Genomic DNA, 23,254 nt, shown 5'->3' on the forward strand with positions numbered 1-23,254 from the left:
CGGGTCAGTCGCGACCGTAGCGGGGGCGATCCTCACGCTTGGCCGAGTTGCCCGCACGATCGGGTTTCAGCTCGATGAGCTTGCCGCTGATTCGTGTGTTCTGAAGGCGATCGAGTACATCGCCGGGCAGATCGGACGGCAGCTCGACCAGTGAGAAGTCGGGGCGGATCTGGATGGCGCCGAAGTCGCCGCGATTCAGCCCGCCCTCGTTGGCGATGGCGCCCACGATCTGGCGTGGCTCGACCTTCTGGCGCTTGCCCACCGCAATGCGATAGGTGGTCTTGGGTCCTCCGGAGCTGCGCGGTGCGCGGTCGGGGCGGTCGCTGCGGTCGGGGCGTTCCCACTTGTCGCCGTGGCTTCCGCGCTCGGCGCGAGCCGGACGGTCATCGCGGAATCGATCGTTTCGATCGTTCCGCTCGGGCCGGTCGCGAGAATCGCGTTCGAACCGCGGAGTGCGCACCGGTTCGGGGTCGAGCAGTAGGGGAGTGTCGCCCTGCGCAACGACGGCCAGAGCCGCGGCCACGTCGGCCTCGGGCACATCGTGATGCTCGACGTAGTGTCCGACGATGTCGCGGAACTGCTGAATCTGCTCGGGCTGGCTGAGGGCCGCTGTGATCGCATCGTCAAAGCGAGTGAGACGCGTGGCGTTCACGTCGTCGACGCTCGGCAGCTTCATCTCGGTCAGCGGCTGGCGGGTCGCCCGCTCGATGGCCGTGAGCATCCGACGCTCACGAGGGGTGACGAAGCTGATCGCGTCGCCCGTGCGCCCGGCGCGACCCGTGCGGCCGATGCGGTGCACATACGACTCTGTGTCGATCGGGATGTCGAAGTTGACGACGTGGCTGATGCGTTCGACGTCGAGACCGCGTGCCGCGACGTCGGTCGCCACCAGAATGTCGAGCTTGCCCGACTTGAGCTGATTGACAGTTCGTTCCCGCTGCGCCTGAACGATGTCGCCGTTGATGGCGGCGGCGGAGTAGCCGCGCGCGCGCAGTTTCTCGGCGAGCGTCTCGGTCTCGTTCTTCGTGCGGGTGAAGACGATCATGCCTTCGAAGTTCTCGGTCTCGAGGATGCGGGTCAGGGCATCGACCTTCTGCGGATACGACACGATGAGGTAGCGCTGAGTCGTGTTGACCGACGTCGTGGTCTTGTTCTTGACCGTGATCTCTTCGGGGTCATGAAGGTACTTGGCCGAGATGCGCCGGATCTGGGCGGGCATCGTGGCTGAGAACAGTGCGACCTGCTTCTCGTCGGGGGTGTCGGCAAGGATCGTCTCGACGTCTTCGGCGAAGCCCATCTTGAGCATCTCGTCGGCCTCGTCGAGAACGAGATACTTCAACTGCGAGAGGTCGAGCGTGCCCTTCTCGAGGTGATCCATGATGCGACCGGGCGTGCCGACGACGATGTGCACGCCGCGGCGTAGTGCGGAGAGCTGCACGCCGTAGCCCTGGCCGCCGTAGACCGGCAGCACGTGTACGCCTCGAAGATGCGAGGCGTACTTCTCGAACGCCTCGCAGACCTGCAGGGCGAGTTCGCGGGTGGGAGCGAGCACGAGGGCCTGCGGAGTCTTCTGCGCGAGGTCGAGACGGGAGAGGATCGGAAGGGCGAAGGCGGCCGTCTTGCCCGTGCCTGTCTGTGCGAGGCCGACAACGTCGCGGCCATCGAGAAGGAGGGGGATCGTTGCTGCCTGGATTGCTGAGGGGGTTTCGTAACCCACGTCTTTGAGTGCCTTGAGCACTGCGTCGTCGAGGCCGAGATCGGAGAATGTCTGCTCGGCCTGCGCGGCGTCGGCCTCGGTCGGGCCGGAAATCGTAGAGGATGCCATCCCTCAACGGTAGTCCACGCGGTGCGGGCGGGCGTCAGGTCGGGCGCTTGGCTCGCGGCAGGCCCTCGACGACCCGCTCATAGGAGTTGACGATCAGGTCGGTGACGAGTTGCGGATCCGCGTCGGGACCGACGGTCACCGTCACCCAGTGACGCTTGTTCATGTGGTACCCCGGGGTGATCCAGTCATGATCTCTGACCAGTGCCTCCGCGTGCGGCGGATCGGCCTTCAGAGTTACCGTCACAGGCTCGCCATCGAGATTCGTGATGGCGAATACCCTGCCGACGACCTTGTACACGCTCGTCTCGGGACCGAAGGGGTTCTCGTTCCGCGTGGCCGGAAGCGCGTCGCAGACCGCGAAGATGTCGTCTCTCGAAAATCGCTTCTGCATGATCCGAGCGTACAGTTGGCGTAATCGCCCATGAACAGCTATCACCAGCCCCCGTTGAGGCCGGTCGCCCGACCCGCCTCCAGACGCGCACGGCTGACGCGTCGCATCCTGGGTGTCACCGCAGGGGCTGCGGTTCTGGCGCTCGCCTCTCTGAGCGCGCTCGCGCCTCCGCCCGCCCCGGCTCAGGATGACCTGGCGGCCGCGAGCGCCGCGTCTGCTCGGTCGGCCTCGGAGCAGGTGCTCAAGCTGCCCGAGGGGCTGACGCAGGCCTCCGTCGCCCGGGATTCCTTCGCGGCCGTCGCCGGCGTTCAGGGCCTGGCCGCTGGAAGCACGAACCGCGACTGGGCCGAGCTGGTTCTGCTGCTCGGCGATTTTCCTCGCACCGACGACAACATCACGGTGATGCTGCGCTGGATGCGACAAGAAAACGGACCCGACAACTGGTGGAACCGCAACAATCCGCTGAACAACGGCTGGGGCTCTGGCGGCAACAGCGGTCTGGGCAGCTACGACAACCTCGTCATCGCCGCCGAGAACGCGGCCGAGGCGCTGCATAGCAACCCGGGTTACGCCGGCATCGTGGCAGGCTTCTCGTCATCCGCTCCGACATCCCAGATCGAACAGGCGATCTGGGCGTCACCGTGGGCGACGAGCCACTATGCGAACGGCGCGCACTGGTCGTACACGCCCGTGCCGGTGATCGAATCACCCGCCGGCACCTGGTGATCGACGGTAGGACCCTTAGACCGATACCTCTGCCATCGCCTCGGCTGTGAGCTCCACCGATCGAAGCCGTCCAGGCAGCTCAGGCGAAATGTGCGCGATGATCAGTTCATCAGCCTGTGAGTGGCGGGCGAAGTCCTCGAGATAGTCGCGCACTTCTGAGGGTGTGCCCACGGCGGAGTAGGTCATCATCGAGGCGAGCTGGCGACCGTTCGGCGTCGTCAGGAATTCGTCGATCTGAGCGTCGCTGTAGTCGGGTGTCGCGGGGCCGCGGGAGATCATGCCGCGCACACGGGCGCGCCGGGTCGTCGCCGCCTGCTCGACGGCGTCGTCGTGATCATCGGATGCCACGACATTGACTCCCGCGATCACGTGCGGCTCGGCGAGTTGCTCGGATGGCCGGAACCCGCCGCGATACGCGGCGACGGCCTCGTGCAGCGCATCCGGTGCGAAATGCGACGCGAACGCGTAGGGCAGTCCGAGTTTGGCCGCGAGCTGTGCCCCGAAGAGAGACGAGCCGAGAATGTAGAGGGGCACGATGCCGCGGGCGCGGGGCACGGCCTGCACGCCCGGGATGCGCGATTGGCCGCTGAGGAATCCCTGCAGTTCGATCACGTCTTGGGGAAAAGACTCGGCCGACATCGGGTCGCGACGGAGTGCGCGCATGGTTTTCTGGTCGCTTCCGGGCGCTCGCCCCAGACCCAGGTCGATGCGCCTGGGGAAGAGGGTCTCGAGGGTGCCGAACTGCTCCGCGATCGTCAATGGCGAGTGGTTCGGCAGCATCACGCCGCCCGAGCCGAGCCTGATCGATGACGTGTGCGCCGCGACGTAACCGATCAGAACGCTCGTTGCCGATGACGCGATGCTGGCCATGTTGTGGTGTTCGGCGTACCAGACTCGACGGTATCCGGCCCGTTCGGCGGCCTGGGCGAGGGCCACACTGCCCTCGAAGCTCTCGCGTGCCGTCTGACCTGGCGCGATCGGGGCGAGATCGAGAATGGACAGCGGAATCGACATGGTGTGACGGCTTTCGTTTCGAGTGCTCGGATAGCGCTCGGAACGATCGCCACCCTCACACCTCAACGATGTTCAAGCCCCTGACATTCCGTGGTTGACGAAGATGATCACGGCCACGGCGGTGGCAATCAGATATCCGAGCAGCGTCAGGTAGCCGATGACGAGCCCGATGATTGCCATCACCCGCCCTTGTTCCTGGGTCCGCCTGATCTGGCCGAGCGATATATGGCCGAGAATGATCGGCACGATGGCGAAGCCGAGGATGCTCGTGACCAGGGTGATGATCGACAGAACGTTTGTTCGGGGATTCTCCGGGTACGCATCCATGGTCCACACGTTACCCGAAGGTAACGAATCGGCATCGTCCGCGATCACCGTCGTTTAGCGGATCGCGCCGTATTCTTGGCGCCAGACTGCTCGGAATACCCCCTTTCGAGGGTGATTTTTGTTTCAGTCCGCGTCGAATAGCTGTTACGGTTATGCCCGGTCCATTGGCCTATCACCCCAAGACGCGCACCCGCAGGCCACCTTGCCGCGGGTTCGTACGGTAAACCGTGACGAAGCGATCTCATGATGGCTTCCGCCCGCGCAGATTGATGCGTCGAGAGCGATCACGGCAACCCGTCTGCGAGTACGGAACACGTCTGGCGACCGCCTTTAAGATTCGAGAGCGCCGCCGGTCGTGATGGAGATTCCTCACGTGACACTGACAACCCCGGCACTGAAGGCCGAACACCTCTACAAGGCATTCGGCCGCCGACCATCCGAGATCGTCGACAGATTGAGAGCGGGCAGCACTCGAGCGGAGGTGACATCCCTCGGAACAGCCGCCGTCATCGACGCGTCATTCGATGTGCAGCCCGGTGAGATCTTCGTGGTCATGGGCCTCTCCGGCTCAGGCAAGTCGACGCTCATCCGCATGCTCAATGGACTGCTCGACGCGACCAGCGGCAGCGTGACCATCGGCGGGTCTTCTATCACCGGCGTTCCCCAGGCCAAACTGCGCGAGGTTCGCCGCCAGAAGGTCTCGATGGTGTTCCAGCACTTCGCGCTGCTTCCGCACCGCTCCGTGATCGACAACATCGCCTACGGCCTCGAGATCCAGGGCATGTCCAAGACTGAGCGCACTCAGCGGGCTCGCGACATGGTCGCCACCGTCGGTCTCGACGGATGGGCCGATTCCTTGCCTGGCGAGCTTTCCGGTGGCATGCAGCAGCGCGTCGGTCTGGCCCGCGCGCTGGCCGCCGACACCGACGTTCTGCTGATGGACGAGGCGTTCTCCGCCCTCGACCCGCTGATCCGTAGGGAGATGCAGGAGCAGCTCATCGAGCTGCAGCAGAAGCTCGGAAAGACCATCATCTTCATCACCCACGACCTCAACGAGGCCATGTTCCTTGGAGACAGGATCGCGGTCATGCGCGATGGTCGCATCGTGCAGATCGGCACTCCGGAGGAGATCCTCACCGACCCGGCGAATGACTACGTCGCCCAGTTCGTGCAGGACGTCGACCGGGCGCGCGTGCTCACGGCCTCGAGCGTGATGGAGCAGGCGAAAGCCGTCATCCCCATGTCTGCCGGACCCCGCGCCGCCCTGCGGATCATGCGCGACCTTCAGACCTCCGCCGTCTTCGTCACCCGACGCGACCGCAGCCTCGCCGGCGTCGTGCGCGACCGCGACGTGCTGCGTCAGGTCAAGTCCAACCAGAACGACCTCGAGGCGATTCTTCGTCACGAGGCCACCGTTGTTCCCGCCGATGCGCATCTCGTCGATCTGGTCGAACCGTCGGTCGGCAGTGACCTTCCGATCGCGGTTGTCGGCGACGACGGTCGACTGCTCGGGGTCATTCCTCGCGTCACCCTGCTTGCCGCTCTCGGCAACGTATCTACCAGCACAGCGGATGTTCCGGTGCAGCTTCCTCCGACGACCCTCACACTCGAGGTCATTGCCGAAACCCTCCGTGAGTCGACGACGGAAGGGGCCGTGCGATGACCGACTTCCGCCTCGATCTCGGAACCTGGGTTGCCGGTTTCATCTCCTTCGTCACCGATACCTTCGGCGGCGTCTTCGACGTCATTCGCGCCATCTTCCTGGCCGCGTATGACGTGGTCGACTTGCTGCTCGCATCGCCGCCTTTCTGGGTTGTGATCGTGATCGCCGCGATTCTCGGCTATCTCGCCCGAGGATGGAGGTTCGCGCTCGGCACCGCTGTGGGCCTCTTCGTCATCGTGAGTGTCGATCAGTGGGAGAATGCGATGGACACGCTCGCGCTCGTTCTCGTCGCGAGCTTGCTGGCGATCGTGCTCAGCATCCCACTGGGCATCTGGGCCGCCACCTCGTCGGTCGCGTCCCGGATCATCCGCCCGATTCTCGACTTCATGCAGACGATGCCCGCCTTCGTCTATCTGATTCCGGCGTTGATTCTCTTCCGTGTCGGCGTCGTTCCCGGAATCGTGGCGACGGTCATCTTCGCGCTCGCCCCGGGTGTCAGGTTGACCGAGCTTGGCATCCGCGGTGTCGACAAGGAGATCGTCGAGGCAGGCCAGGCCTTCGGTGCGTCGCGATGGCGCATTCTCCGGCAGATCCAGCTGCCCCTTGCCCGTCCGACGATCATGGCCGGTGTCAACCAGGTGATCATGCTCTCGCTCTCGATGGTCGTCATCGCCGGTATGGTCGGCGCCGGCGGCCTGGGCGCCCAGGTCGTTGCGAGCCTCAATCGCATCGATGTCGCACTCGGCTTCGAGGCCGGCCTCTCGGTGGTCATCCTCGCGATCTTCCTCGACCGTCTCACCGCCGCCCTCGGCGACGGCGAGACGGTGCTCGGTCGGATGCTGGGCGCACGTGCAGCACGACGCCGCGCGTCAGCCGCTCCGGCGGCACCAGAGCGGGCCGCGGAGCCGGCGCCGGAGCGCACCGAGCCGGCCCTCGTCTGACCGGCAGCGGCTCGTAGATCTTTTCTCACCCGACGGGTGGCCCATCCGGTCGCCCAGAACAGGAACTCCTATGAAGAACAGCACTCGCATCATGTCTCTGCTCGCCCTCTCGACCGCCGGCGTCCTCGCATTCGGTGGCTGTGCGGCCACCGAGGCGGAGACCGTCGGAGACGGCAACGACGACAAGAAGGAGCTCAGCCTCGCCGTGTTCAACGGCTGGGACGAGGGCATTGCCGCATCTGAACTGTGGAAGGCGATCCTCGACGAGAAGGGCTACGACGTCGAACTCGAATACGCCGACGTCGCGCCGGTGTTCTCCGGTCTGTCAACGGGCGACTACGACCTCACCCTCGACGTCTGGCTGCCCGACACCCACGCGTCCTACCTCGACGAGTACGGCGACGACATCGTCGACATCGGAGCCTGGAACAACGAGTCGAAGCTGACCATCGCGGTCAACGAGGACGCCCCCATCGATTCGCTGGAGGAGCTGGCGGACAATGCCGACAAGTTCGACAACCGGATCGTCGGCATCGAACCCGGCGCCGGCCTGACGAAAGCCACCACCGAGCGGGTCATTCCCGCCTACGGACTCGAGGACATGGAGTACGTGACGAGTTCGACGGCCGCGATGCTGACCGAGCTCAAGAGCGCGACCGACAAGGGCGAGAACATCGTCGTGACCCTGTGGGAGCCGCACTGGGCCTACACCGATCTGCCCATCAAGAACCTCGAAGACCCCGAAGGAACCCTCTCTTCGGTGGAGAGCCTGCATGCATTCGCACAGTCGGACTTCGCGAAGGAGTTCCCGCAGGCCGCGAAGTGGATCGGCAACTACAAGATGGATCTCGAGCAGCTGTACTCGCTCGAGAAGGCCATGTTCGTCGACTACGACGGTCAGGACTTCGGTCCCGTCGTCGAGAAGTGGATCTCCGAGAACCGCGACTACGTCGACTCGCTGACGGCAGAGTAGCCCGTCATCTCGTGTGGGCGGCGGGGGAGTGACTCCGCGCCGCCCGCACGAGTAGCCTTCCCACTATGGCGAGCGAAGCGGCAAGCATCAGTGTCCCTGGCCCTCACGGCGATCGGGAGGTGCGCATCTCGAGTCCGTCTCGTGTGCTCTGGCCTGAGGTGGGCATCACGAAGCTCGATCTGGCCCAGTATCTCGTCACCGTGGGCGAGGCATTCATTGCCGCGAACGGCGACCGGCCGGTGTCACTGCAGCGGTTCTCTGGCGGCATCGACGGCGAGCAGTTCTTCTCAAAGAACCCGCCGAAGGGCGCACCCGACTATGTGCGCAGTGAGATGGTCGTCTACCCGAGCGGCCGCACGCATCCGCAGCTCGTGCTCGACGAGCCTGCCGCCGCCGTCTGGGCCGCCCAGATGAACACCATCGTGTTCCACCCGTGGGCGTCGCGTGCATCAGCGAGTGACTTTCCCGACCAGCTGCGCATCGATCTCGACCCGCAGCCGGGCACCGACTTCGACGATGCGAAGCCCGTGGCCGTCGAGTTGCGGGCTGTTCTCGCCGAGGCGGGGTTGGAGGCCTTCATCAAGACCTCGGGAAACCGCGGGCTGCATGTGTTCGCGCCCATCCGGCCGGAGTGGGAGTTCCTCGAGGTCAGGCACGCAGTGATAGCTGCGGCCCGCGAACTCGAACGCCGGATGCCGGACGCGGTCACCACGAACTGGTGGAAGGAGGAGCGCGGGGAACGCATCTTCGTCGACTACAACCAGGCGAACCGCGATCGTACGATGGCCGGCGCCTACAGCCCGCGAGCGCTCGCCCACGCTCCCGTCTCGTGCCCGATCGAGTGGAGCGAGCTCGATCGTGCCGACCCCGCGCAGTTCACGATTCTCACCGTTCCCGAGCGGCTATCGACCACGGGGGACCCGTGGGCCGTCATGGGCAAGAAGCCTGCCTCGATCGATGTGCTCCTCGAGTGGTGGGCGCGCGACGTCGAGAACGGCCTCGGCGAGCTGCCTTTCCCCCCGGACTACCCGAAGATGCCGGGGGAGCCGCCGCGAGTGCAGCCGAGCAGGGCGAAGAAGCAGCCCTGACGCGTTTCGGGGATGTAAAGATCGGGTAACAACCCAGTACCCCCTATTGGGGGCACTTTGCTGTCTCCCTAGGCTGGCGCAACCGGCCCGTAGCCGCGGGCCACATCATCAGGGGGACCCTTGCAGAAGAAACAACGACGTTCACGTTCCGCCTTCGCCGCGATCGGCGCCACCGCTCTTGCGGGGGCCATGGTCTGGGGTGGCGCGACATCCGCCTCGGCCGTTGATCAGGACGCATTCGCCGATACCGTCACCGTCGACGCGATCATGGAGCGCCTCGCAGACCTGCAGGCCATCGCGGACGCTCCGGGCAACGGCGGCAACAGATCCGCCGGCAGTCCCGGGTACGAGGCGAGCGGCCAGTACGTCGAGGCCGTGCTCGCCGAGGCCGGCTACACCACCTCGCGCCAGGTCTTCGACGTGACGACCCAGACGATCGAGTCGCAGTCGGTCACTGTCGGCGGCGAGATCCTCACTCCCGAGCAGGCCATCCCCATGGCGTACACGCCGGGCACCACACCGATCACCTTCGACGCGATCGTGCCTGCCGTCAGCACCGGCTGCACCGCAGACGACTGGGCCGGAGTGGATGCGACAGACCGCATCGCCGTTGTCAGCCGTGGTGTGTGCTCGTTCGCCGAGAAGTCCGTGGCCGCCGCCGGCGCGGGCGCGCGCGCCCTCCTCGTGTACAACTCGGAGCCTGGTCCGTTGAACGGCACGTTCGGCGAGGTCGTCGACGGCACCGTGCCGTCGTTCGGCATCGAGGCCGACAGGGGCGCCGCCCTCGTTACCGCGATCGGTGCGGGTGCGGTCTCGATCTCCGTCGCGCTCGAGCAGACGACCGCGACGGTCTCGACGTTCAACGTGATCGCAGAGACCGCGACGGGGCGTGCCGACAATGTCGTGATGCTCGGTTCGCACCTCGACAGCGTGCCGGAGGGGCCGGGCATCAACGACAACGGAAGCGGATCCGCGACCCTGCTCGAGGTCGCGGTGCAACTCGCCAAGCAGGGCGAGCTGAACAACAAGGTGCGCTTCGCATGGTGGGGTGCCGAGGAGCTCGGACTCGTCGGGTCCACCCACTACGTGGACGACCTGGTGGAGAACGATCCCGCGGCCCTCGACCGCATCGCCACCTACCTCAACTTCGACATGGTCGGCTCACCGAACTACATCATCGGAACGTACGACGCCGACGAGTCGAGCGTTCCCGCCGACGTGGAGATTCCCGCCGGATCGATCGAGACGGAGGACGTGTTCGAAAACTACTTCACGTCGATCGGCCAGCCCTTCGTGGGCACGTCGTTCGACGGACGCAGTGACTACCAGGCGTTCATCGACAACGGCATCCCCGCCTCCGGCCTGTTCACCGGCGCGGATGACGTGAAGACCGAGGAGGAGGCGGCCCTGTTTGGCGGTATCGTCGGCGAGACCCTCGACCAGAACTACCACCAGGCCGGCGACAACCTCGAGAACATCAACGAGGAGGCCCTCGGCATCATGTCGAAGGCCATCGCGTTCGCCACGGCATCACTCGCGAACGACACCGTGCTGATCAACGGGGTGGCCGCGCCGACGCCGGTCGAGGAGACGCCGGTCGCGCCGGCCGCCGCTCCGCAGCCTGCTCTCGCCGCCACAGGTTCGGCCGATGCGGTTCCGCTGCTCGCGCTTTCGTCGCTCACTCTGCTCGTCGGGGCGACGATGATCGGACTTCGCGCCCGTCGCCGCTACTCCAGCACGGCTCCGAAGTCGTAGGCGACGGGAGTCTCGAGCTGGTCGAACGTGCACGAGCTGGCGTCCCGATCGGGGCGCCAGCGGTCGAACTGCACGGTGTGGCGAAACCTTGAGCCCTCCATCTGGTCGTAGCGCACCTCGGCCACGATGGTGGGCTCAAGGCGCACAAATGACACGTCCTTGCCCGAGGAGAAGCGGCTTCGTTCGCCTTCACCGGTGACGACCGCCCCCTCGGCGTCGCGCATCACGGCGGGCTCGAGCTCGGAGACGAGCTCGAGCCGTCGCGCCGCAGTGAACGCCGAGGCACCGCCGACGCTGCGGAGTTCGCCCGAGTCGTCGTAGAGGCCGAGAAGCAGGGAACCGACACCCTCGCCGCTTGTATGCACCCGGTATCCGATGACGACCACGTCGGCAGACCGGTGGTGCTTTACCTTGAGCATCACGCGTTTCCCGGGGGAGTACGGAGCGGCCAGTGGCTTGGCAACCACTCCGTCGAGCCCGGCGCCCTCGAACTCCACGAGCCAGCGTCGTGCGGTGTCGACATCCTGGGTCAGCCGGCTCAGGTGAAGGGGCGCGACGGCGGAGCCGAGCAGGTCGACCAGCGAGCTCCGCCGTTCGGAGAACGGCCGCTCCATCAGCGACAGGCCGTCTCTCTCCAGCAGATCGAAGGCGATGAAACTCGCCGGTGTCTCGCTCGACAGTGTCTGGATGCGACTGGCGGCCGGGTGGATTCGTTGCGAGAGCGCGTCCCAGTCGAGACGTTCGCCGCCCGGGGCGCCGAGCCGCAGCACGATCTCCCCGTCGATGACGCACGGTTCCTCGAGCTGCTCGGCGAAGGCATCCACCAGCTCGGGAAAATACCGGGTGAGCGGCTTCGACCCGCGGCTCGTGATCTCGACCGATTCCCCGTCGTATGACACGATCCCGCGGAAGCCGTCCCACTTCGGCTCGTATCCGAGCCCGCCAGGAACGCTGTCCTGGTCGGGAAGCCCGGGAACGGACTTCGCAAGCATGGGCGCGGGGACAGGTCCGAGGGGAGATTTCATACGAACGATCCTGCTCCGTCGACGTCGGGGAACCAACCCCCCTAGCCGTGGTCGAAGAAAGGCCCGTGCACGGGGTGCACAGGGGTTTAACCGTGAAATCTCAGGACAACTTCGCATACTGTCGGCTTCGCCCGCGCGCCGCATCAGGCCGTGGGCGCACCCGACACCGATTCGTCACGCCACGAGGCCGCGCCCCGCTTACCCGGTTGCGACGACGGCCTCGTCCCCTCCGGACAGACAGAGAACCACGGGGAAACGCGAGCGCCCTGGCACGACCGCGCTTGCTTTCGGCGTGCCGGTCGACGATCCATTGGACGACATGCACCAGGCTCCACAGACCGTTTCCACCCGAACAGCGTCTACCCGACGCGAGCTGGCGAAGACCCGCCGACAGACGACCCGCAAGCGCTACCTCGCCACGGCGGCCATTGTGGCTGTCGGCGGCTCGCTCGTCGGTACCGGATTCATCGTTCAAGCACATGCTGCGTCGGCCGAACGCGCGGCGGCGACCGCGCAGCTGTCGAGCGGGACGGGCCTGCAGCGCGATCATCTGGGCGTCTACGCGACCATCGCCAAAGTGCAGGCTGACCAGAAGGCGAAGGCGACGATCGATGATGCGAATCAGGTGATCGCGGCCGTGCAGAACAAGGTCGACACGACCCCGCTGTCGACAACCGTAGCGTCGCTGGCGTCGTACCAAACGCTCGACAGCGACACGGTGCTGTCATTGGTGAAGCAGGCTGCAGAGGCGAAGGCGAACGTTCAGGCCGCCGCCAGCCAGGCTGACCAGGCTGCCGCCGAGGCTGCCGTTGCTGCTGAGGCCGCCGCCGCAGAGGCCCTCGCCGCAGGCAACACTGTCGCGGGTGCCAAGGCCACCGCTCAGTCGCTTGCCGCATCGAAGTACGGTTGGGGCGACGATCAGTTCTCGTGCCTGGTCTCGCTGTGGACGAAGGAATCGGGATGGAACTACCAGGCTTCGAACGCATCGAGCGGAGCGGCGGGAATCCCGCAGGCGCTTCCCGGCAGCAAGATGGCCTCGGCCGGCTCTGACTGGGAGACGAATGCAACGACCCAGGTCACGTGGGGACTCGACTACATCAAACGCGGTTACGGCACGCCGTGTGCTGCCTGGTCGCACTCGCAGTCGGTGAACTGGTATTGAACTCCGTCATCGCAACCCGAAGGTTGCCCTAGACTGGCGGCATCCGCTGCCGATCCCGTCGAAGGAGTTCTTTCGTGGCCTACGATCTCGAACACTTGAGGCAGGTGTGCTCTGCGCTCGGCGAGGCGACGAGATGGCAGATTCTCGGCAGAGTGGCCGGTGCCGAACTCTCGGCGTCGGCCCTCGCCGAATCGGTGCCGGTCAGCAGGCAGGCCATCGCTAAGCATCTCGCCGCCCTCGACGCCGCCGGACTGGTGTCGTCGAAACGGGTCGGCCGTGAATTGCGATACTCGGCGCGTCCCGACGTCCTGAGCGAAGCATCCCGCCACCTCGGCGAGATCGCCGATGCGTGGGCTCAGCGAACGCCGGATGCGTCGTGAGCGTTGCGCGCCGAGGTCATGGCGCTCGGCTCGCGAGGAGGCTCTCCATATAGTCGATCTCTCCCGACTGGGCGAATACGATCGCCCGCGCCAACGTCGTGACGAGGGGGTGGGTGCTGCGCGCGAGAACGGCATCAGCCATCTCGACGCCACCCTTGTGATGCGCGATCATCAGGGTGAGGAAAAGCACTTCTGCGTCTGATCCGCTTGCGTTGCGCAGGCGCTCCAGATCGGCCTCACTGGCCATACCGGGCATAACGCCACTTTCAGCGGAGGCGCTGGTCGACGAGGTGGCGTCCGTCGTGGCCGGGATTCCGTGATCGTGCCCCTGGCCGGCGCTTCCGTCGAGTGTGGGGGCAGACATCCATTCCATGGTTTCGCCCGGACGCGCTTGGGGAACTCCCCAGTCGTTGAGCCACGCGTACATCTGGCCCGACTGCTGGGCCTGGCTCGTTGCGATGTCATAGGCCAGACCGCGGATATCGGGGTCATCGGTGAGGTCCCGAACGATGAGGGCCATCTCGACGGCCTGATCGTGGTGGGTCTGCATGTCCCGAGCGAATCCGGCCTCGACGCTCGACGACGTGGGGTCGGCGCTACGTGCTGCGAGTATCCAGCCTCCGGCCAGACCGACCGTGAGAACGAGCGCTCCAGCGATGACGCCGGCGGTTACGAGCCGCCAGCGGCTTCCCTCGCGCGGACGTTCCTTTTCGGTCACGCCACGCGGCCCGGCGCGTTGATGCCTCCGGTGCAGGCGGCCCCTGGCTCTGGCGCGTCGTTGGAGCGCCAGAACCGGTCGAGGAACGATCCGAGGCGCACGTCGTCGGGGTCGTCGAGCGCGACCTGAGCGCCCCAGGCGCTGGCGACGATGGGCGAGTCGAGTCCGTCGATGGGCGAGACAACGATGTAGTTGTCTGGAAGCTTGGACCGGAGAGCATCGACGCCGGCGGAGTCGAGCTTCGCGGGGTCGTATGAGACCCAGACGGCGCCGTGCTCGAGCGCGTGCACGGCGTTCTCATTGGGCACGGGCTCCTCGTACACGCCGCAGTTCAGCCATGCTCCGGCATGATCGCCGCCGACCGGCGGGTTCTGCGGGTAATCTACGCGGGTGGTGACGTGGTTCGCCGTCAGGCCCGGGTAGGTCTGCAAGCCCTCTATGGCGATGCTCGACGGATCTGGTTTGGGAGTGGCCGATGTGACGACGAATCCGATCAGCAGTCCGACAATCGCCACGGCCGCCACGGATCCCGTGACGATGGCGATCAGACGATTGCGCTTCTGTCGTGCCTGTGCCTGACGGAACGCGGCCAATTTGGCTTCTCGATCCGCGGCGCGCTGCTGCTTCACCGTCAATTTCTGGGGGCGGTCGGATGCTCGGGCGTCTTCGGGCGGCGGGGTCACGTCTCTCGATTCGGTCGGATTTTTTCGGTTGTACCTACAAGTTGCCATGAATGGGCTGGTGAAATACTGGGAACGGGCAGAACTTCGCCGCACCGTCGGCAGCCGCATCATCGACGGGAGAAAGCGAACGCTCAACGATATTCTTCAGTCCGAGCTCGTTCGGAGCATCCTCGGGGCACTCATCGCCGTGGCTTCAGCTATCGTCGTCGTCATCGTCTTCCTCGAGAATCCCGGTCTGGCGCGGTCGCTCTCGGTGCCGTTCTGTTGTCGTTTCCTGGCGCCCAGACCTTCGGGGCCAGCCTTCTCGCGTCTGCCGGACTGCTCTCGATCATCGCCGGACTCGCGGTTCAGTCGAGTCTCTCGAACGTCTTCTCGGGAATGCAGCTCGCCTTCAGCGACGCGATCGGAGGCTAAGTGCGGATCCGCATCCTGGTCAGCGCCAAGGCCGATATGCGTGGCCCGTCGCTCGATCCCGAGCCGAACACGGGAACGGGCGATCTCTTCTCGGGCGATCCCGAGGCCGAAGACAGAGCGAGCCTCTTCACGGGCCGGATCGACGTGATCCGCCCGCCTGCACCCGAGTGAGGTTCGGCGCGTCGGAATCTACGCGCTCTGCTGGCCGAGCAGGGTCGTCACGCCACGGCGTAGTTGTATGGCGGCGATGATGAACATAACGCCGAAGACGATGGCATAGATCCCCACGATCCAGATGAGGCTCAGCACCGTCGCGCCAGGAGTCGCCAGCGTGAGGATGCCGAGCAGGATGCCGAACGCGAGCGTGAGAAGGCCAGAGACAATGCCGATGGTACGGTTCCGACCGTCGGCGAGTCCGGCTGCAGAGCCGATACCGAGCGCTCCGTGCATCACCGCGTAGATCACGATCGTCCATAGGGCGAAGAGCCCGCCTATGACGCCGGCCAGCACCGGGAAGATCAGGGCGACAACGCCCGCGATGATCGAGACGGCGCCCTGGAAGAGCAACCATCCCCATCCGCTGCCGGGAGTCCGGATCTGAACGGCATGGATGACCGCCGTGACGCCGTCGACGATGGCATAGATTCCGAAAACGAACACAACACCTGTGAGAGCGGCGCCTGGCGCAGCAAGGGCGATGATTCCAAAAATCACGGCGAAGATGCCGCGCAGGAGCACGGCCCACCAGATTCCTTTGGCGACTGCCGCGAGCGGGGAATTTGTCATATTACATACCGTAGTGGGTCACGCTTAGCAGATTGAAGAGGCTTTCGTCCCTAGGGGGTGAGTACGACCTTTACGCAGCCATCCTCCTTCTTCTGGAACACCTCGTACATCGCCGGAGCCTCCTCGAGCGAGACGCGATGGGTGGTCAGATCGAGAACCCCGAGCGGGTCACGCGACTCCTCGACGAGCGGGAGGAGGTCGTCGATCCAGCTGCGCACATTGCACTGCCCCATTCGTAGAGAGATCTGCTTGTCGAACATCGACTTCATCGGCATCACGTCGGCCTCGCCGCCGTAGACGCCGCTCAGCGACACCGTTCCGCCTCGGCGCACGAGATCGAGGGCCGTGTGCAGAGCGGCGAGCCTGTCGATGCCGGCTTTGTCCATCGCGGGTCGAGCCAGGGCGTCGGGCAGGATGCCTACGACAGCCTGCGCAAATCCGGCGCCGGGGGAGCCGTGCGCCTCCATGCCCACGGCGTCGACCACCGAGTCCGGTCCGCGCCCCTCCGTCTGGTCGCGCAGCACATCGACGATGTCGTCATCGAGATTCCATACCTCGGCGCCGTAGCGGGCCGCCAGCTCGCGCCGCTCGAGCACCGGATCGACCGCGAGTACCCGATAGCCGAGATGAACACCGACCCGCGCGACGAACTGGCCGACGGGCCCCAATCCGAGCACGCCGAGGGTGCCGCCATCCGGCACATTCGCGTACGTCACGCCCTGCCACGCGGTCGGCAGAATGTCACTCAAGAACAGGTAGCGGTCATCCGGACCTTCTGCCGAAACCTTCACGGCGTTGTAGTCGGCCAGTGGCACGCGCAGCAGTTCGGCCTGTCCTCCAGGAATCTGCCCGTAGAGCTTCGTGTAGCCGAAGAGCGACGCGCCCGAACCCTGCTCTCTGACCTGCGTCGTTTCGCACTGGGACTGCAGGCCGCGACGGCACATGTAGCAGTGGCCGCAGGCGATGTTGAAGGTCACGACGACGCGATCGCCCACGGCGAGGTTGCGCACGTCGGAGCCCACCTCCTCGACGATTCCCATGGGTTCGTGCCCGAGAACGTCGCCGCGGTCGAGAAACGGCCCGAAGAGTTCGTAGAGGTGAAGATCGGATCCGCAGATAGCCGTCGACGTGATGCGGACGATCGCATCCGTCGGAGCCACGATGACGGGATCCGGCACCGTTTCGACGCGCACGTTTCTTTTTCCCTGCCAGGTGAGTGCTCTCATGCATCCATCGTGCGCTGAACCTGTCGGGCCGCGTCGACGGCTGGACACACGGCGGGCGACGGTGTAGCGGGCCGGATGCTCCGGGGCACGACTTCAGGATTGGCCGGTATTCTCGTGCTCGGGACCTGTGGGTCACACCCTGATCAGGAAGGTTCACGAGCGGTATGTCTGACAGTCCGGCCTCGGCCACTCCCTACGAGGTGCTCGGCATCACGCCCGCTGCCAGCGTCGAGGAGATGCGACGCGCTTACCGTCGGCGTCTGCGCGAGACGCACCCCGACACGGGTGGTTCTCCGGCGCGCTTTCACGCTGTGCAGGCCGCCTGGGAGGTTCTGGGCGACCCCGTCTCTCGATCGGCCTACGACCGCGGAGCGTCTGCGCCGTCTGCCCGCTCAGGCTCGGCTCGTGCCGCGGGATCGTCATCGTGGACCGCTCGTGCCGCAGCGCCGTCGACCGCATCGAGCCTGAAAGCGCGATCCTACGGGCACCCTGGGGGCCAGGCCAGGGAACGATTTCTCACGCTCATCAGGGAGTGGGCGGGGCGGGGCGCCGATCTGGCGGACCCCTACGACGCCGCCCTTGTGCGAAGCGCTCCCCGCGAGATCCGCTGGCTCCTCGGCAAAGCGCTGGCGGAAGAGCAGACGGCTCGCAGCCTCTCCGATCTCGGCATGGGGTTCACCGTCTGGAACGACGTCGCCACTCCCACGGGCCACAAGATCGACCACATCGTGCTCGGACCGGCTGGACTTCTCGCCCTGATGTCGGAGGACTGGGGAGAATCAGTGCGCCTCCACAGGGGTGAGCTGACAGGGGACGCGATCCCCGACGGAGAACAGCCCATTCGCGACCTCGTGCGTTCAGCGCGAAAGCTCGGCAGATCGCTCGGGGTCAGATTCGACGGTCAGGTAATCGTCGTGCCCGATGGAGCGCTCGTAGATGCGTCATCCGAGTCGATCGACAGAGGCCGCAATGCGGGCACCCTCGTGATAGCGCGCTCGCGGTTGTCGGATGTTATGCGATCCGGGGTGCCCGGCGGCGACGCGAGGCGTCGGGGCGACGTCTTCGAGGTGCGAACGCGACTCCAGCAGGGCGTTCAGCTGGTCTGAGGCACGCAGTTGCCGAGCTGCTCGGCCGACGGTGTCAGTGGCCGCGCAGCTTCTCGATATCGCGTCGCTCGCGCTTCGTCGGACGTCCGGCCCCACGATCGCGGATGGGAACGAAGGGCACGTCTTCACGCGCCGGCGGCGGCGGCGGAGTGTTGTCTGTCAAGCTCTCTGCCGCGACGGCCGCGCTCACTCGTTTCGCGAGGATCCTCTTGACCACCACGATCCGCTCGGCGTCGGGCATTCGGAGTCTGACCTCGTCGCCCACCCGTACGGAGTAGGCCGCCTTCACCTTCTCGCCGTTGACCCGCACGTGACCCGCACGGCACGCGGCCGTGGCAAGGGAGCGTGACTTGATCAGCCGAACGGCCCAGATCCAGCTGTCCACTCGAATCGATGAGCCTGCTTCCATTCCTCGACTCTACGAGACGACCGATGCGACACCCACGGCGACTAGAACATATGTTCGAATATACGTATGCTCGGTGTATGACTCTTGCATATCAGGCCTCGCTCTTCGATGACCCGGGGGCGGCCCCGGTCGTCGGCGCCCTCGGCGAGCGGGTGCGGCGCATCCCGCTCGATTCGGGGGCGTGGATCGATTTGAGGCCGGGATGGGTCGCCAATTCCGACTCGCTCTTCGAAGACCTGGTCGCTGCCGTGGAGTGGCGAGCCGACAGGCGTGAGATGTACGACAGGGTGGTCGAGGTGCCTCGGCTTGTGAGCTGGTTCGGCGCGAAAGACCGCCTGCCGCACCCGACGCTCGACGAGTCGATGCGGTTGCTCAATGAGCACTACGCGCATCTCGATGCCGAGCGATTCGCGACCGCCGGCCTGTGCTTCTATCGAACCGGCGACGACAGCGTCGCGTGGCACGGCGATCGAGTAGGCCGTACGGTGCAGCGCGACACGCGTGTCGCCATCCTCTCTGTCGGCGCGGAGCGCGTGCTGTCCGTGCGTCCGGTCGGAGGCGGGGAGATCTCCAGATTTCCGGTGGGGCACGGTGACCTCATCGTGATGGGCGGCAGTTGCCAGCGCACCTACGAGCACGCCATCCTCAAATCGGCCAAGGCTGTCGGGCCCCGCATCAGCGTGCAGTTTCGACGCGCCTGACCTGCGGTTACGCCGAAACGGTGAGATTCGCCAGTTGTTGGGCGAAGGGAATGACGGGCTCCTCGATGGGCCGTGTTGTGGGGCGTCCCTCGATCATCTCGGCCAGCTCGCCGCCCGCCCGTGTGATCCGCGCGGCAAGTTCGCCATGCGTTCCCCCTGCGCTTCCCCAGTCTTCTGACGCTGCGAAAACCGAGGTTGGCACGATGACAGATTGTAGGTACGCGAAGAGCGGGCGCACCGAATATTCAAGGGCCAGTGAGTGACGAGCCGTGCCACCCGTTGCCGCAAGGAGCACGGTCTTGCCGGCTAGGGTGCGCGGTTCGAGGATGTCGAAGAACGACTTGAAGAGTCCGCTGTACGACGACGAGAAGATCGGGGTCACCGCGATGACGGCATCCGCGTCGGTGATGGTCTCGATCGCGGATGAGAGTTCTCCGGCGGCGAAACCGGTCAGCATCGTGTTCGTGATCTCGTGCGCCAGGTCGCGCAGTTCGATGACGGTGATCGTCGCATCGGAACCGGCGTCTGCCAATGCTCGCGTCGTCGCCTCGCCCAGTCGGTCGGCAAGCAGGCGCGTCGACGAGGGCTGGCTGAGTCCGGCCGAGATGATTGCGATCGACTTGTTCATGATGATCTCCACTCCCACATTTCAATGCGTTTGCATCTACATGGGTTCGAAACCCGATGGCGGTGGCGAATATTCCCACCGATCGGGGGCGGCGCCACCCTCGACGAGATGAGGCAGAATCGGGTGATGGATACCTTGGAGCCCGGCGCGTATGTTCACTTCAAGGGCGGTCGATACGACGTCGTCGGCGAAGCGCGGCACAGCGAGACGGAAGAGAGGGTAGCGGTCTACCGATCTGCGGACGGTTCCCTGTGGATTCGGCCCCTCGATATGTTTCTCGGCGACGCCGTGGTCGATGGTGTTGCGGTGCCACGCTTCACCAAGCTGTGATGGCCACGAACCCGCTCGACGCGGCAGGTCGCCGACCCCACGGAAGCGGCGACGCGTGGGTCACGGCACCAGATGGGCGTAAATTCTGGGGCACTTTCGGGGCGGCAGGACTTCTCGTGCACGACGACCGCGGCATTCTTCTGCAGCTGCGGGCCGAGTGGAGCCATCATGGCGGAACCTGGGGTCTTCCCGGTGGCGCACGGCATGAGGGCGAGTCTGCCGTGCGCGGTGCTCTGCGCGAAGCGTCGGAGGAGGCGGGGGTGCCGGCCGACGCGCTCGTCCTCGAATTCACGAGCGTGCTCGACCTTGGAGTCTGGAGCTACACGACGGTCGGCGTGCGCGCCACACATGCCTTCGAGGCGGTCATCGGCGATGCGGAGAGTGCCGAGCTCCGCTGGGTTCCGATCCACGAGGTCGACTCGCTGCCGCTCCATCCTGGCTTCGCTGCGCGCTGGCCCTCGCTCAAGAGGCTTGTGCAGCAGTCGATCAGCGTTGTCGTCGATGCGGCGAACGTGGTCGGCTCCCGACCGAATGGATGGTGGAAGGATCGGGCGGGGGCGGCCGCAAATCTGCTCGAGTCGCTCAACCGCCGCGCCGACGCGGGCGTGCCCGGAACGCTTATGGGTCTCGATGTCGACATTTACTGGCCATCGATCGTCGCCGTGCTCGAAGGGCAAGCCAGAAATGCACCCGATCCGCGTGCCCAGAACTCGGCGCGTGCCCTGGCCGACGGCATCCATACGCCTGTTCTCATGATCGACCGAGCCGACGGCGAGGGTGACGATCTGATCGTCGAGATCGCCGATTCGCGGCGGAATCGCGGCGACACGGTGCTGGTCGTCACGGCCGACGCGGGTCTTCGAAGACGTGTCGAGTCGTTCGGATGCGTGACGAAAGGAACGAGTTGGCTGACGGGAATACTCGAGGGTCTCTCAGACGGATCCATATGACGCCTGATCGGCGCCCTAACCTGCCTCAGCGTGTATCCGTACGGCGTATTCCCTGCTCGCGGGCTGACTCGCATCGGCTACGCTGGACACCCTAGGAGGTCACGAACTTGGCTGATGACACGAACGCACACGAGTCCGCGAACCGCGCACGTAATGAGACCGACACGACCCTGCACTTCACTGCGGAGTTCGCGGCCCAATTGGCGGCTCTCGAAGGTGGGGTCACGGCAGAAGAACTCGAGGCGATTGCCGCTCTGCCCTCGGGTTCAGCGCTGCTGATCGTGCGCCGCGGGCCGAATAACGGGGCTCGTTTCCTCCTCGACTCCGACAGCACGATCGCGGGGCGTCACCCCGAGGCGGACATCTTCCTCGACGACGTCACCGTATCGCGTCGGCATGCCGCCTTCACACGTCGCGCCAATGCCTTCGAGGTGACCGATCTGGGTTCCCTCAACGGCACGTACTTCGACGGCGTGCGGGTCGACAGGGCGCTCTTGAGCGATGGAGCCGAAGTGCAGGTCGGCAAGTTCCGTCTTACGTTCTACCCGTCGCGGCTCGACGTCGTCACCGCTCCCGGCGAGTAGATGGCCGCAACACCCGCATCGGCGCGCGGATCAGCCTCGGCACAGCTTCTCAGCATCGGCCAGGTGCTGGCCCGACTGACGCCCGAATTTCCTGACCTGACACCCTCGAAGCTTCGCTTCCTCGAGGAGCGAGGGCTCGTTAGGCCTGCTCGAACCGAATCCGGCTACCGCAAGTTCTGCCAGCAAGACCTTGATCGACTCCGTCTCATCCTCACGATGCAGAGAGATCGCTATCTGCCGCTCGTTGTCATCAAGTCGTACCTCGACGACGTCGACGCGGGCCTCGGGCCACTCCTTCCGGGGTCGACAACCGATCACGGGCCGTCGATGCTGCCGAGCGGTCGACGTCTCAGTCGCGACGAGTTGATCCGCGAAGCCGGCGCTACGCCGATGCTGCTTCAAGATGCGGTCTCGGCTTCTGTCATCACAGCCGGGGAGACATTCGGAGACGAAACCCTCGCGGTGCTGAAGGCGCTCGTCGAGCTTCAGCGCTGCGGCATCGAACCGCGCCATCTGCGGGGATTCCGCGTTGCCGCCGAGCGAGAGCTCGGGCTCATCGAAAGTGCGCTTGTTCCCGTGTCGAGGCGAAATGACGCGTCGAGTCGTGCACGGGCCGCAGAACTCGCCGTCGAGATCGCGGGTCAACTCGAAATAGTTCGAGGGAGCCTGATCAGATCGGCTCTCGGTCGACTCGTTCCCTGACGACTGCGCGCCGTAGACTAGACGCACGTCGACTCAGCGCGACACGCCGACCGTTAAATGCGGATGTCGTTGCTGCCGAGGGATCGCCTCGCTAGCGTGGACTGAGTAGACACATCCGGCATTTCACTGCCGATAACTTTCTGGAAGAGGCGCGTTTCTTGAGCGAGAACATCGGAACCGGTGCCGGCCCAGGCACGAAGCGCAGCGACGACGCTCGCTTCGATGGCCTCCTCTTCACCGACGGCATGGCCGAACTCGACGCTGACTCGGGATATCGGGGAGCCGTCGCCGCGCGTGCAGCCGGAATCACCTATCGTCAACTCGATTACTGGGCACGCACCGCTTTGGTCGAACCGACCGTGCGCGGCGCCGCCGGGTCTGGCTCGCAGCGTCTCTACGGATTCCGTGACATTCTGGTGCTCAAGCTGGTCAAGCGTCTGCTCGACACTGGCATCTCACTTCAGCAGATCCGCACGGCTATCGAGCAGCTTCGTGAGGCCGGCATCAACGATCTCGCCCAGACGACCCTGATGAGCGACGGAGCCAGCGTCTACCTGTGCACCTCGAACGACGAGGTCATCGACCTGGTCAGCCGCGGACAGGGCGTGTTCGGCATCGCCGTGGGCAAGGTTCTGCGAGAGGTCGAGACAACGCTCGTCTCGATCGATTCGAACGTTCCCGACCCGATGGACGAGCTCGCTGCACGGCGAGCCAACCGCAAGATCTCCTAGGCTAAGCGAGCGCTTC

Annotated in this window: 27 protein-coding genes and 1 pseudogene; 17 read left to right on the forward strand and 11 right to left on the reverse strand. The window is 65.3% G+C overall.

Features of this window, described 5'->3' with window-relative positions; all coding sequences use genetic code 11:
* Window positions 1–4: 4 nt before the first annotated feature.
* Window positions 5–1,825 (reverse strand): DEAD/DEAH box helicase, encoded by a 1,821-nt coding sequence (locus tag TZ00_RS15790; protein WP_044443168.1) that lies wholly within the window; start codon window positions 1,823–1,825, stop codon window positions 5–7.
* A gap of 34 nt (window positions 1,826–1,859) precedes the next feature.
* The gene (locus TZ00_RS15795) at window positions 1,860–2,216 is read right to left on the reverse strand and encodes an MmcQ/YjbR family DNA-binding protein (protein WP_078714825.1); all 357 of its coding nucleotides are present in this window, start codon (window positions 2,214–2,216) and stop codon (window positions 1,860–1,862) included.
* A 30-nt stretch (window positions 2,217–2,246) separates the two neighbouring features.
* On the opposite strand from TZ00_RS15795, the gene TZ00_RS15800 reads away from it, so the two are divergent.
* Entirely contained in the window at window positions 2,247–2,942 is a 696-nt protein-coding gene (locus TZ00_RS15800) for a hypothetical protein (protein WP_052521637.1), read from the forward strand.
* Between the two features lie 15 nt (window positions 2,943–2,957).
* On the opposite strand, the gene TZ00_RS15805 is transcribed toward TZ00_RS15800, so the two are convergent.
* Entirely contained in the window at window positions 2,958–3,956 is a 999-nt protein-coding gene (locus TZ00_RS15805) for an LLM class flavin-dependent oxidoreductase (RefSeq protein WP_044443170.1), read from the reverse strand.
* Between the two features lie 72 nt (window positions 3,957–4,028).
* Entirely contained in the window at window positions 4,029–4,283 is a 255-nt protein-coding gene (locus TZ00_RS15810; protein WP_052521638.1) for a DUF4190 domain-containing protein, read from the reverse strand.
* Between the two features lie 358 nt (window positions 4,284–4,641).
* Here TZ00_RS15810 and TZ00_RS15815 point away from each other — a divergent pair, with 358 nt between their 5' ends.
* The 5 genes from TZ00_RS15815 to TZ00_RS15835 all read left to right on the forward strand — a co-directional run bounded on the left by TZ00_RS15815 (window position 4,642) and on the right by TZ00_RS15835 (window position 10,703).
* The gene (locus tag TZ00_RS15815; protein WP_052521639.1) at window positions 4,642–5,946 is read left to right on the forward strand and encodes a quaternary amine ABC transporter ATP-binding protein; all 1,305 of its coding nucleotides are present in this window, start codon (window positions 4,642–4,644) and stop codon (window positions 5,944–5,946) included.
* The gene (locus tag TZ00_RS15820) at window positions 5,943–6,887 is read left to right on the forward strand and encodes an ABC transporter permease (protein ID WP_084606216.1); all 945 of its coding nucleotides are present in this window, start codon (window positions 5,943–5,945) and stop codon (window positions 6,885–6,887) included. Before TZ00_RS15815 ends, TZ00_RS15820 begins: the two co-directional genes overlap by 4 nt.
* A 70-nt stretch (window positions 6,888–6,957) precedes the next feature.
* Window positions 6,958–7,860 carry a glycine betaine ABC transporter substrate-binding protein gene (locus TZ00_RS15825; protein WP_044443172.1) on the forward strand — a complete coding sequence of 301 codons (903 nt, stop codon included), beginning with the start codon at window positions 6,958–6,960 and terminating at the stop codon, window positions 7,858–7,860.
* Between the two features lie 65 nt (window positions 7,861–7,925).
* Window positions 7,926–8,948, forward strand: coding sequence for a non-homologous end-joining DNA ligase (gene ligD, locus TZ00_RS15830; protein ID WP_044443174.1), 1,023 nt, complete (start codon window positions 7,926–7,928; stop codon window positions 8,946–8,948).
* 120 nt (window positions 8,949–9,068) lie between these two features.
* A complete protein-coding gene (locus tag TZ00_RS15835) occupies window positions 9,069–10,703 on the forward strand; it encodes a M20/M25/M40 family metallo-hydrolase (RefSeq protein WP_084606218.1) in 1,635 nt (544 codons plus the stop codon).
* Here the strand turns inward: TZ00_RS15835 and TZ00_RS15840 are convergent.
* Complete coding sequence (locus tag TZ00_RS15840) at window positions 10,676–11,728, reverse strand: ATP-dependent DNA ligase (protein ID WP_044443176.1); 1,053 nt, start codon at window positions 11,726–11,728, stop codon at window positions 10,676–10,678. The two genes, TZ00_RS15835 and TZ00_RS15840, sit on opposite strands and share 28 nt — an antisense overlap.
* A 319-nt stretch (window positions 11,729–12,047) precedes the next feature.
* On the opposite strand from TZ00_RS15840, the gene TZ00_RS15845 reads away from it, so the two are divergent.
* Together TZ00_RS15845 and TZ00_RS15850 are read left to right on the forward strand one after the other, a co-directional pair.
* Window positions 12,048–12,890, forward strand: a complete 843-nt coding sequence (locus TZ00_RS15845) for an aggregation-promoting factor C-terminal-like domain-containing protein (protein WP_044443434.1) — start codon at window positions 12,048–12,050, stop codon at window positions 12,888–12,890.
* A 74-nt stretch (window positions 12,891–12,964) separates the two neighbouring features.
* Window positions 12,965–13,270: an ArsR/SmtB family transcription factor gene (locus tag TZ00_RS15850; RefSeq protein WP_078714832.1), complete on the forward strand. Its 306-nt coding sequence runs from the start codon at window positions 12,965–12,967 to the stop codon at window positions 13,268–13,270.
* A 16-nt stretch (window positions 13,271–13,286) separates the two neighbouring features.
* Here the strand turns inward: TZ00_RS15850 and TZ00_RS15855 are convergent, their stop codons facing one another.
* Window positions 13,287–13,988, reverse strand: a complete 702-nt coding sequence (locus TZ00_RS15855; RefSeq protein WP_044443178.1) for a DUF305 domain-containing protein — start codon at window positions 13,986–13,988, stop codon at window positions 13,287–13,289.
* A complete protein-coding gene (locus tag TZ00_RS15860) occupies window positions 13,985–14,671 on the reverse strand; it encodes a DUF3105 domain-containing protein (RefSeq protein WP_044443180.1) in 687 nt (228 codons plus the stop codon). The genes TZ00_RS15855 and TZ00_RS15860 overlap by 4 nt, the downstream gene beginning before the upstream one ends.
* 243 nt (window positions 14,672–14,914) lie before the next feature.
* On the opposite strand from TZ00_RS15860, the pseudogene TZ00_RS19815 reads away from it, so the two are divergent.
* Together TZ00_RS19815 and TZ00_RS20020 are read left to right on the forward strand one after the other, a co-directional pair.
* Window positions 14,915–15,076 (forward strand): annotated as a pseudogene (locus TZ00_RS19815) (mechanosensitive ion channel family protein); the annotation flags it as partial.
* A gap of 9 nt (window positions 15,077–15,085) precedes the next feature.
* Window positions 15,086–15,256, forward strand: coding sequence for a hypothetical protein (locus TZ00_RS20020; RefSeq protein ID WP_161793791.1), 171 nt, complete (start codon window positions 15,086–15,088; stop codon window positions 15,254–15,256).
* An 18-nt stretch (window positions 15,257–15,274) separates the two neighbouring features.
* On the opposite strand, the gene TZ00_RS15865 is transcribed toward TZ00_RS20020, so the two are convergent.
* Entirely contained in the window at window positions 15,275–15,871 is a 597-nt protein-coding gene (locus TZ00_RS15865; RefSeq protein ID WP_044443182.1) for an HdeD family acid-resistance protein, read from the reverse strand.
* A 50-nt stretch (window positions 15,872–15,921) separates the two neighbouring features.
* Entirely contained in the window at window positions 15,922–17,097 is a 1,176-nt protein-coding gene (locus TZ00_RS15870) for an alcohol dehydrogenase catalytic domain-containing protein (RefSeq protein ID WP_044443184.1), read from the reverse strand.
* 164 nt (window positions 17,098–17,261) lie between these two features.
* Here TZ00_RS15870 and TZ00_RS15875 point away from each other — a divergent pair, with 164 nt between their 5' ends.
* Window positions 17,262–18,203, forward strand: a complete 942-nt coding sequence (locus TZ00_RS15875) for a J domain-containing protein (RefSeq protein WP_044443186.1) — start codon at window positions 17,262–17,264, stop codon at window positions 18,201–18,203.
* Window positions 18,204–18,237: 34 nt separating this feature from the next.
* Here the strand turns inward: TZ00_RS15875 and TZ00_RS15880 are convergent, their stop codons facing one another.
* Complete coding sequence (locus TZ00_RS15880) at window positions 18,238–18,612, reverse strand: RNA-binding S4 domain-containing protein (protein ID WP_044443188.1); 375 nt, start codon at window positions 18,610–18,612, stop codon at window positions 18,238–18,240.
* A 77-nt stretch (window positions 18,613–18,689) separates the two neighbouring features.
* Between TZ00_RS15880 and TZ00_RS15885 the strand changes: the two genes are divergently transcribed.
* Window positions 18,690–19,313 carry an alpha-ketoglutarate-dependent dioxygenase AlkB gene (locus TZ00_RS15885; protein ID WP_044443190.1) on the forward strand — a complete coding sequence of 208 codons (624 nt, stop codon included), beginning with the start codon at window positions 18,690–18,692 and terminating at the stop codon, window positions 19,311–19,313.
* Window positions 19,314–19,320: 7 nt separating this feature from the next.
* Here TZ00_RS15885 and TZ00_RS15890 read toward each other — a convergent pair whose 3' ends face one another.
* On the reverse strand, window positions 19,321–19,941 hold the full coding sequence (locus TZ00_RS15890) for an FMN reductase (RefSeq protein WP_044443438.1): 621 nt from the start codon (window positions 19,939–19,941) through the stop codon (window positions 19,321–19,323).
* Window positions 19,942–20,067: 126 nt separating this feature from the next.
* Between TZ00_RS15890 and TZ00_RS15895 the strand changes: the two genes are divergently transcribed.
* From TZ00_RS15895 to TZ00_RS15915, 5 genes are all read left to right on the forward strand, one after another.
* Complete coding sequence (locus TZ00_RS15895) at window positions 20,068–20,271, forward strand: DUF1653 domain-containing protein (RefSeq protein ID WP_202965868.1); 204 nt, start codon at window positions 20,068–20,070, stop codon at window positions 20,269–20,271.
* The gene (locus TZ00_RS15900; RefSeq protein WP_044443192.1) at window positions 20,271–21,221 is read left to right on the forward strand and encodes an NUDIX hydrolase; all 951 of its coding nucleotides are present in this window, start codon (window positions 20,271–20,273) and stop codon (window positions 21,219–21,221) included. The genes TZ00_RS15895 and TZ00_RS15900 overlap by 1 nt, the downstream gene beginning before the upstream one ends.
* A gap of 107 nt (window positions 21,222–21,328) precedes the next feature.
* Window positions 21,329–21,805 (forward strand): FHA domain-containing protein, encoded by a 477-nt coding sequence (locus tag TZ00_RS15905; RefSeq protein ID WP_044443194.1) that lies wholly within the window; start codon window positions 21,329–21,331, stop codon window positions 21,803–21,805.
* A complete protein-coding gene (ftsR, locus tag TZ00_RS15910) occupies window positions 21,806–22,507 on the forward strand; it encodes a transcriptional regulator FtsR (RefSeq protein WP_044443196.1) in 702 nt (233 codons plus the stop codon).
* Window positions 22,508–22,752: 245 nt separating this feature from the next.
* On the forward strand, window positions 22,753–23,238 hold the full coding sequence (locus tag TZ00_RS15915) for a MerR family transcriptional regulator (RefSeq protein WP_044443442.1): 486 nt from the start codon (window positions 22,753–22,755) through the stop codon (window positions 23,236–23,238).
* The last annotated feature ends 16 nt before the right edge of the window (window positions 23,239–23,254 follow it).

Origin of the sequence: Agreia bicolorata (genome assembly GCF_000938265.1) — a bacterium.
Classification (GTDB): Bacteria; Actinomycetota; Actinomycetes; order Actinomycetales; family Microbacteriaceae; genus Agreia; species Agreia bicolorata.

Bases quoted from the DNA above. Each gene is read 5' to 3' on its own strand.
- TZ00_RS15790 (WP_044443168.1), bottom strand. From the start codon at position 1,825: ATGGCATCCTCTACGATTTCCGGCCCGACCGAGGCCGACGCCGCGCAG.
- TZ00_RS15885 (WP_044443190.1), top strand. From the start codon at position 18,690: ATGACTCTTGCATATCAGGCCTCGCTCTTCGATGACCCGGGGGCGGCC.
- ftsR (WP_044443196.1), top strand. From the start codon at position 21,806: ATGGCCGCAACACCCGCATCGGCGCGCGGATCAGCCTCGGCACAGCTT.
- TZ00_RS15800 (WP_052521637.1), top strand. From the start codon at position 2,247: ATGAACAGCTATCACCAGCCCCCGTTGAGGCCGGTCGCCCGACCCGCC.
- ligD (WP_044443174.1), top strand. From the start codon at position 7,926: ATGGCGAGCGAAGCGGCAAGCATCAGTGTCCCTGGCCCTCACGGCGAT.
- TZ00_RS15875 (WP_044443186.1), top strand. From the start codon at position 17,262: ATGTCTGACAGTCCGGCCTCGGCCACTCCCTACGAGGTGCTCGGCATC.
- TZ00_RS15825 (WP_044443172.1), top strand. From the start codon at position 6,958: ATGAAGAACAGCACTCGCATCATGTCTCTGCTCGCCCTCTCGACCGCC.
- TZ00_RS15900 (WP_044443192.1), top strand. From the start codon at position 20,271: ATGGCCACGAACCCGCTCGACGCGGCAGGTCGCCGACCCCACGGAAGC.
- TZ00_RS15895 (WP_202965868.1), top strand. From the start codon at position 20,068: ATGGATACCTTGGAGCCCGGCGCGTATGTTCACTTCAAGGGCGGTCGA.
- TZ00_RS15880 (WP_044443188.1), bottom strand. From the start codon at position 18,612: ATGGAAGCAGGCTCATCGATTCGAGTGGACAGCTGGATCTGGGCCGTT.
- TZ00_RS15845 (WP_044443434.1), top strand. From the start codon at position 12,048: ATGCACCAGGCTCCACAGACCGTTTCCACCCGAACAGCGTCTACCCGA.
- TZ00_RS15865 (WP_044443182.1), bottom strand. From the start codon at position 15,871: ATGACAAATTCCCCGCTCGCGGCAGTCGCCAAAGGAATCTGGTGGGCC.
- TZ00_RS15890 (WP_044443438.1), bottom strand. From the start codon at position 19,941: ATGAACAAGTCGATCGCAATCATCTCGGCCGGACTCAGCCAGCCCTCG.
- TZ00_RS15840 (WP_044443176.1), bottom strand. From the start codon at position 11,728: ATGAAATCTCCCCTCGGACCTGTCCCCGCGCCCATGCTTGCGAAGTCC.
- TZ00_RS15915 (WP_044443442.1), top strand. From the start codon at position 22,753: ATGGCCGAACTCGACGCTGACTCGGGATATCGGGGAGCCGTCGCCGCG.
- TZ00_RS15820 (WP_084606216.1), top strand. From the start codon at position 5,943: ATGACCGACTTCCGCCTCGATCTCGGAACCTGGGTTGCCGGTTTCATC.
- TZ00_RS15810 (WP_052521638.1), bottom strand. From the start codon at position 4,283: ATGGATGCGTACCCGGAGAATCCCCGAACAAACGTTCTGTCGATCATC.
- TZ00_RS15805 (WP_044443170.1), bottom strand. From the start codon at position 3,956: ATGTCGATTCCGCTGTCCATTCTCGATCTCGCCCCGATCGCGCCAGGT.
- TZ00_RS15815 (WP_052521639.1), top strand. From the start codon at position 4,642: ATGGAGATTCCTCACGTGACACTGACAACCCCGGCACTGAAGGCCGAA.
- TZ00_RS15870 (WP_044443184.1), bottom strand. From the start codon at position 17,097: ATGAGAGCACTCACCTGGCAGGGAAAAAGAAACGTGCGCGTCGAAACG.
- TZ00_RS15795 (WP_078714825.1), bottom strand. From the start codon at position 2,216: ATGCAGAAGCGATTTTCGAGAGACGACATCTTCGCGGTCTGCGACGCG.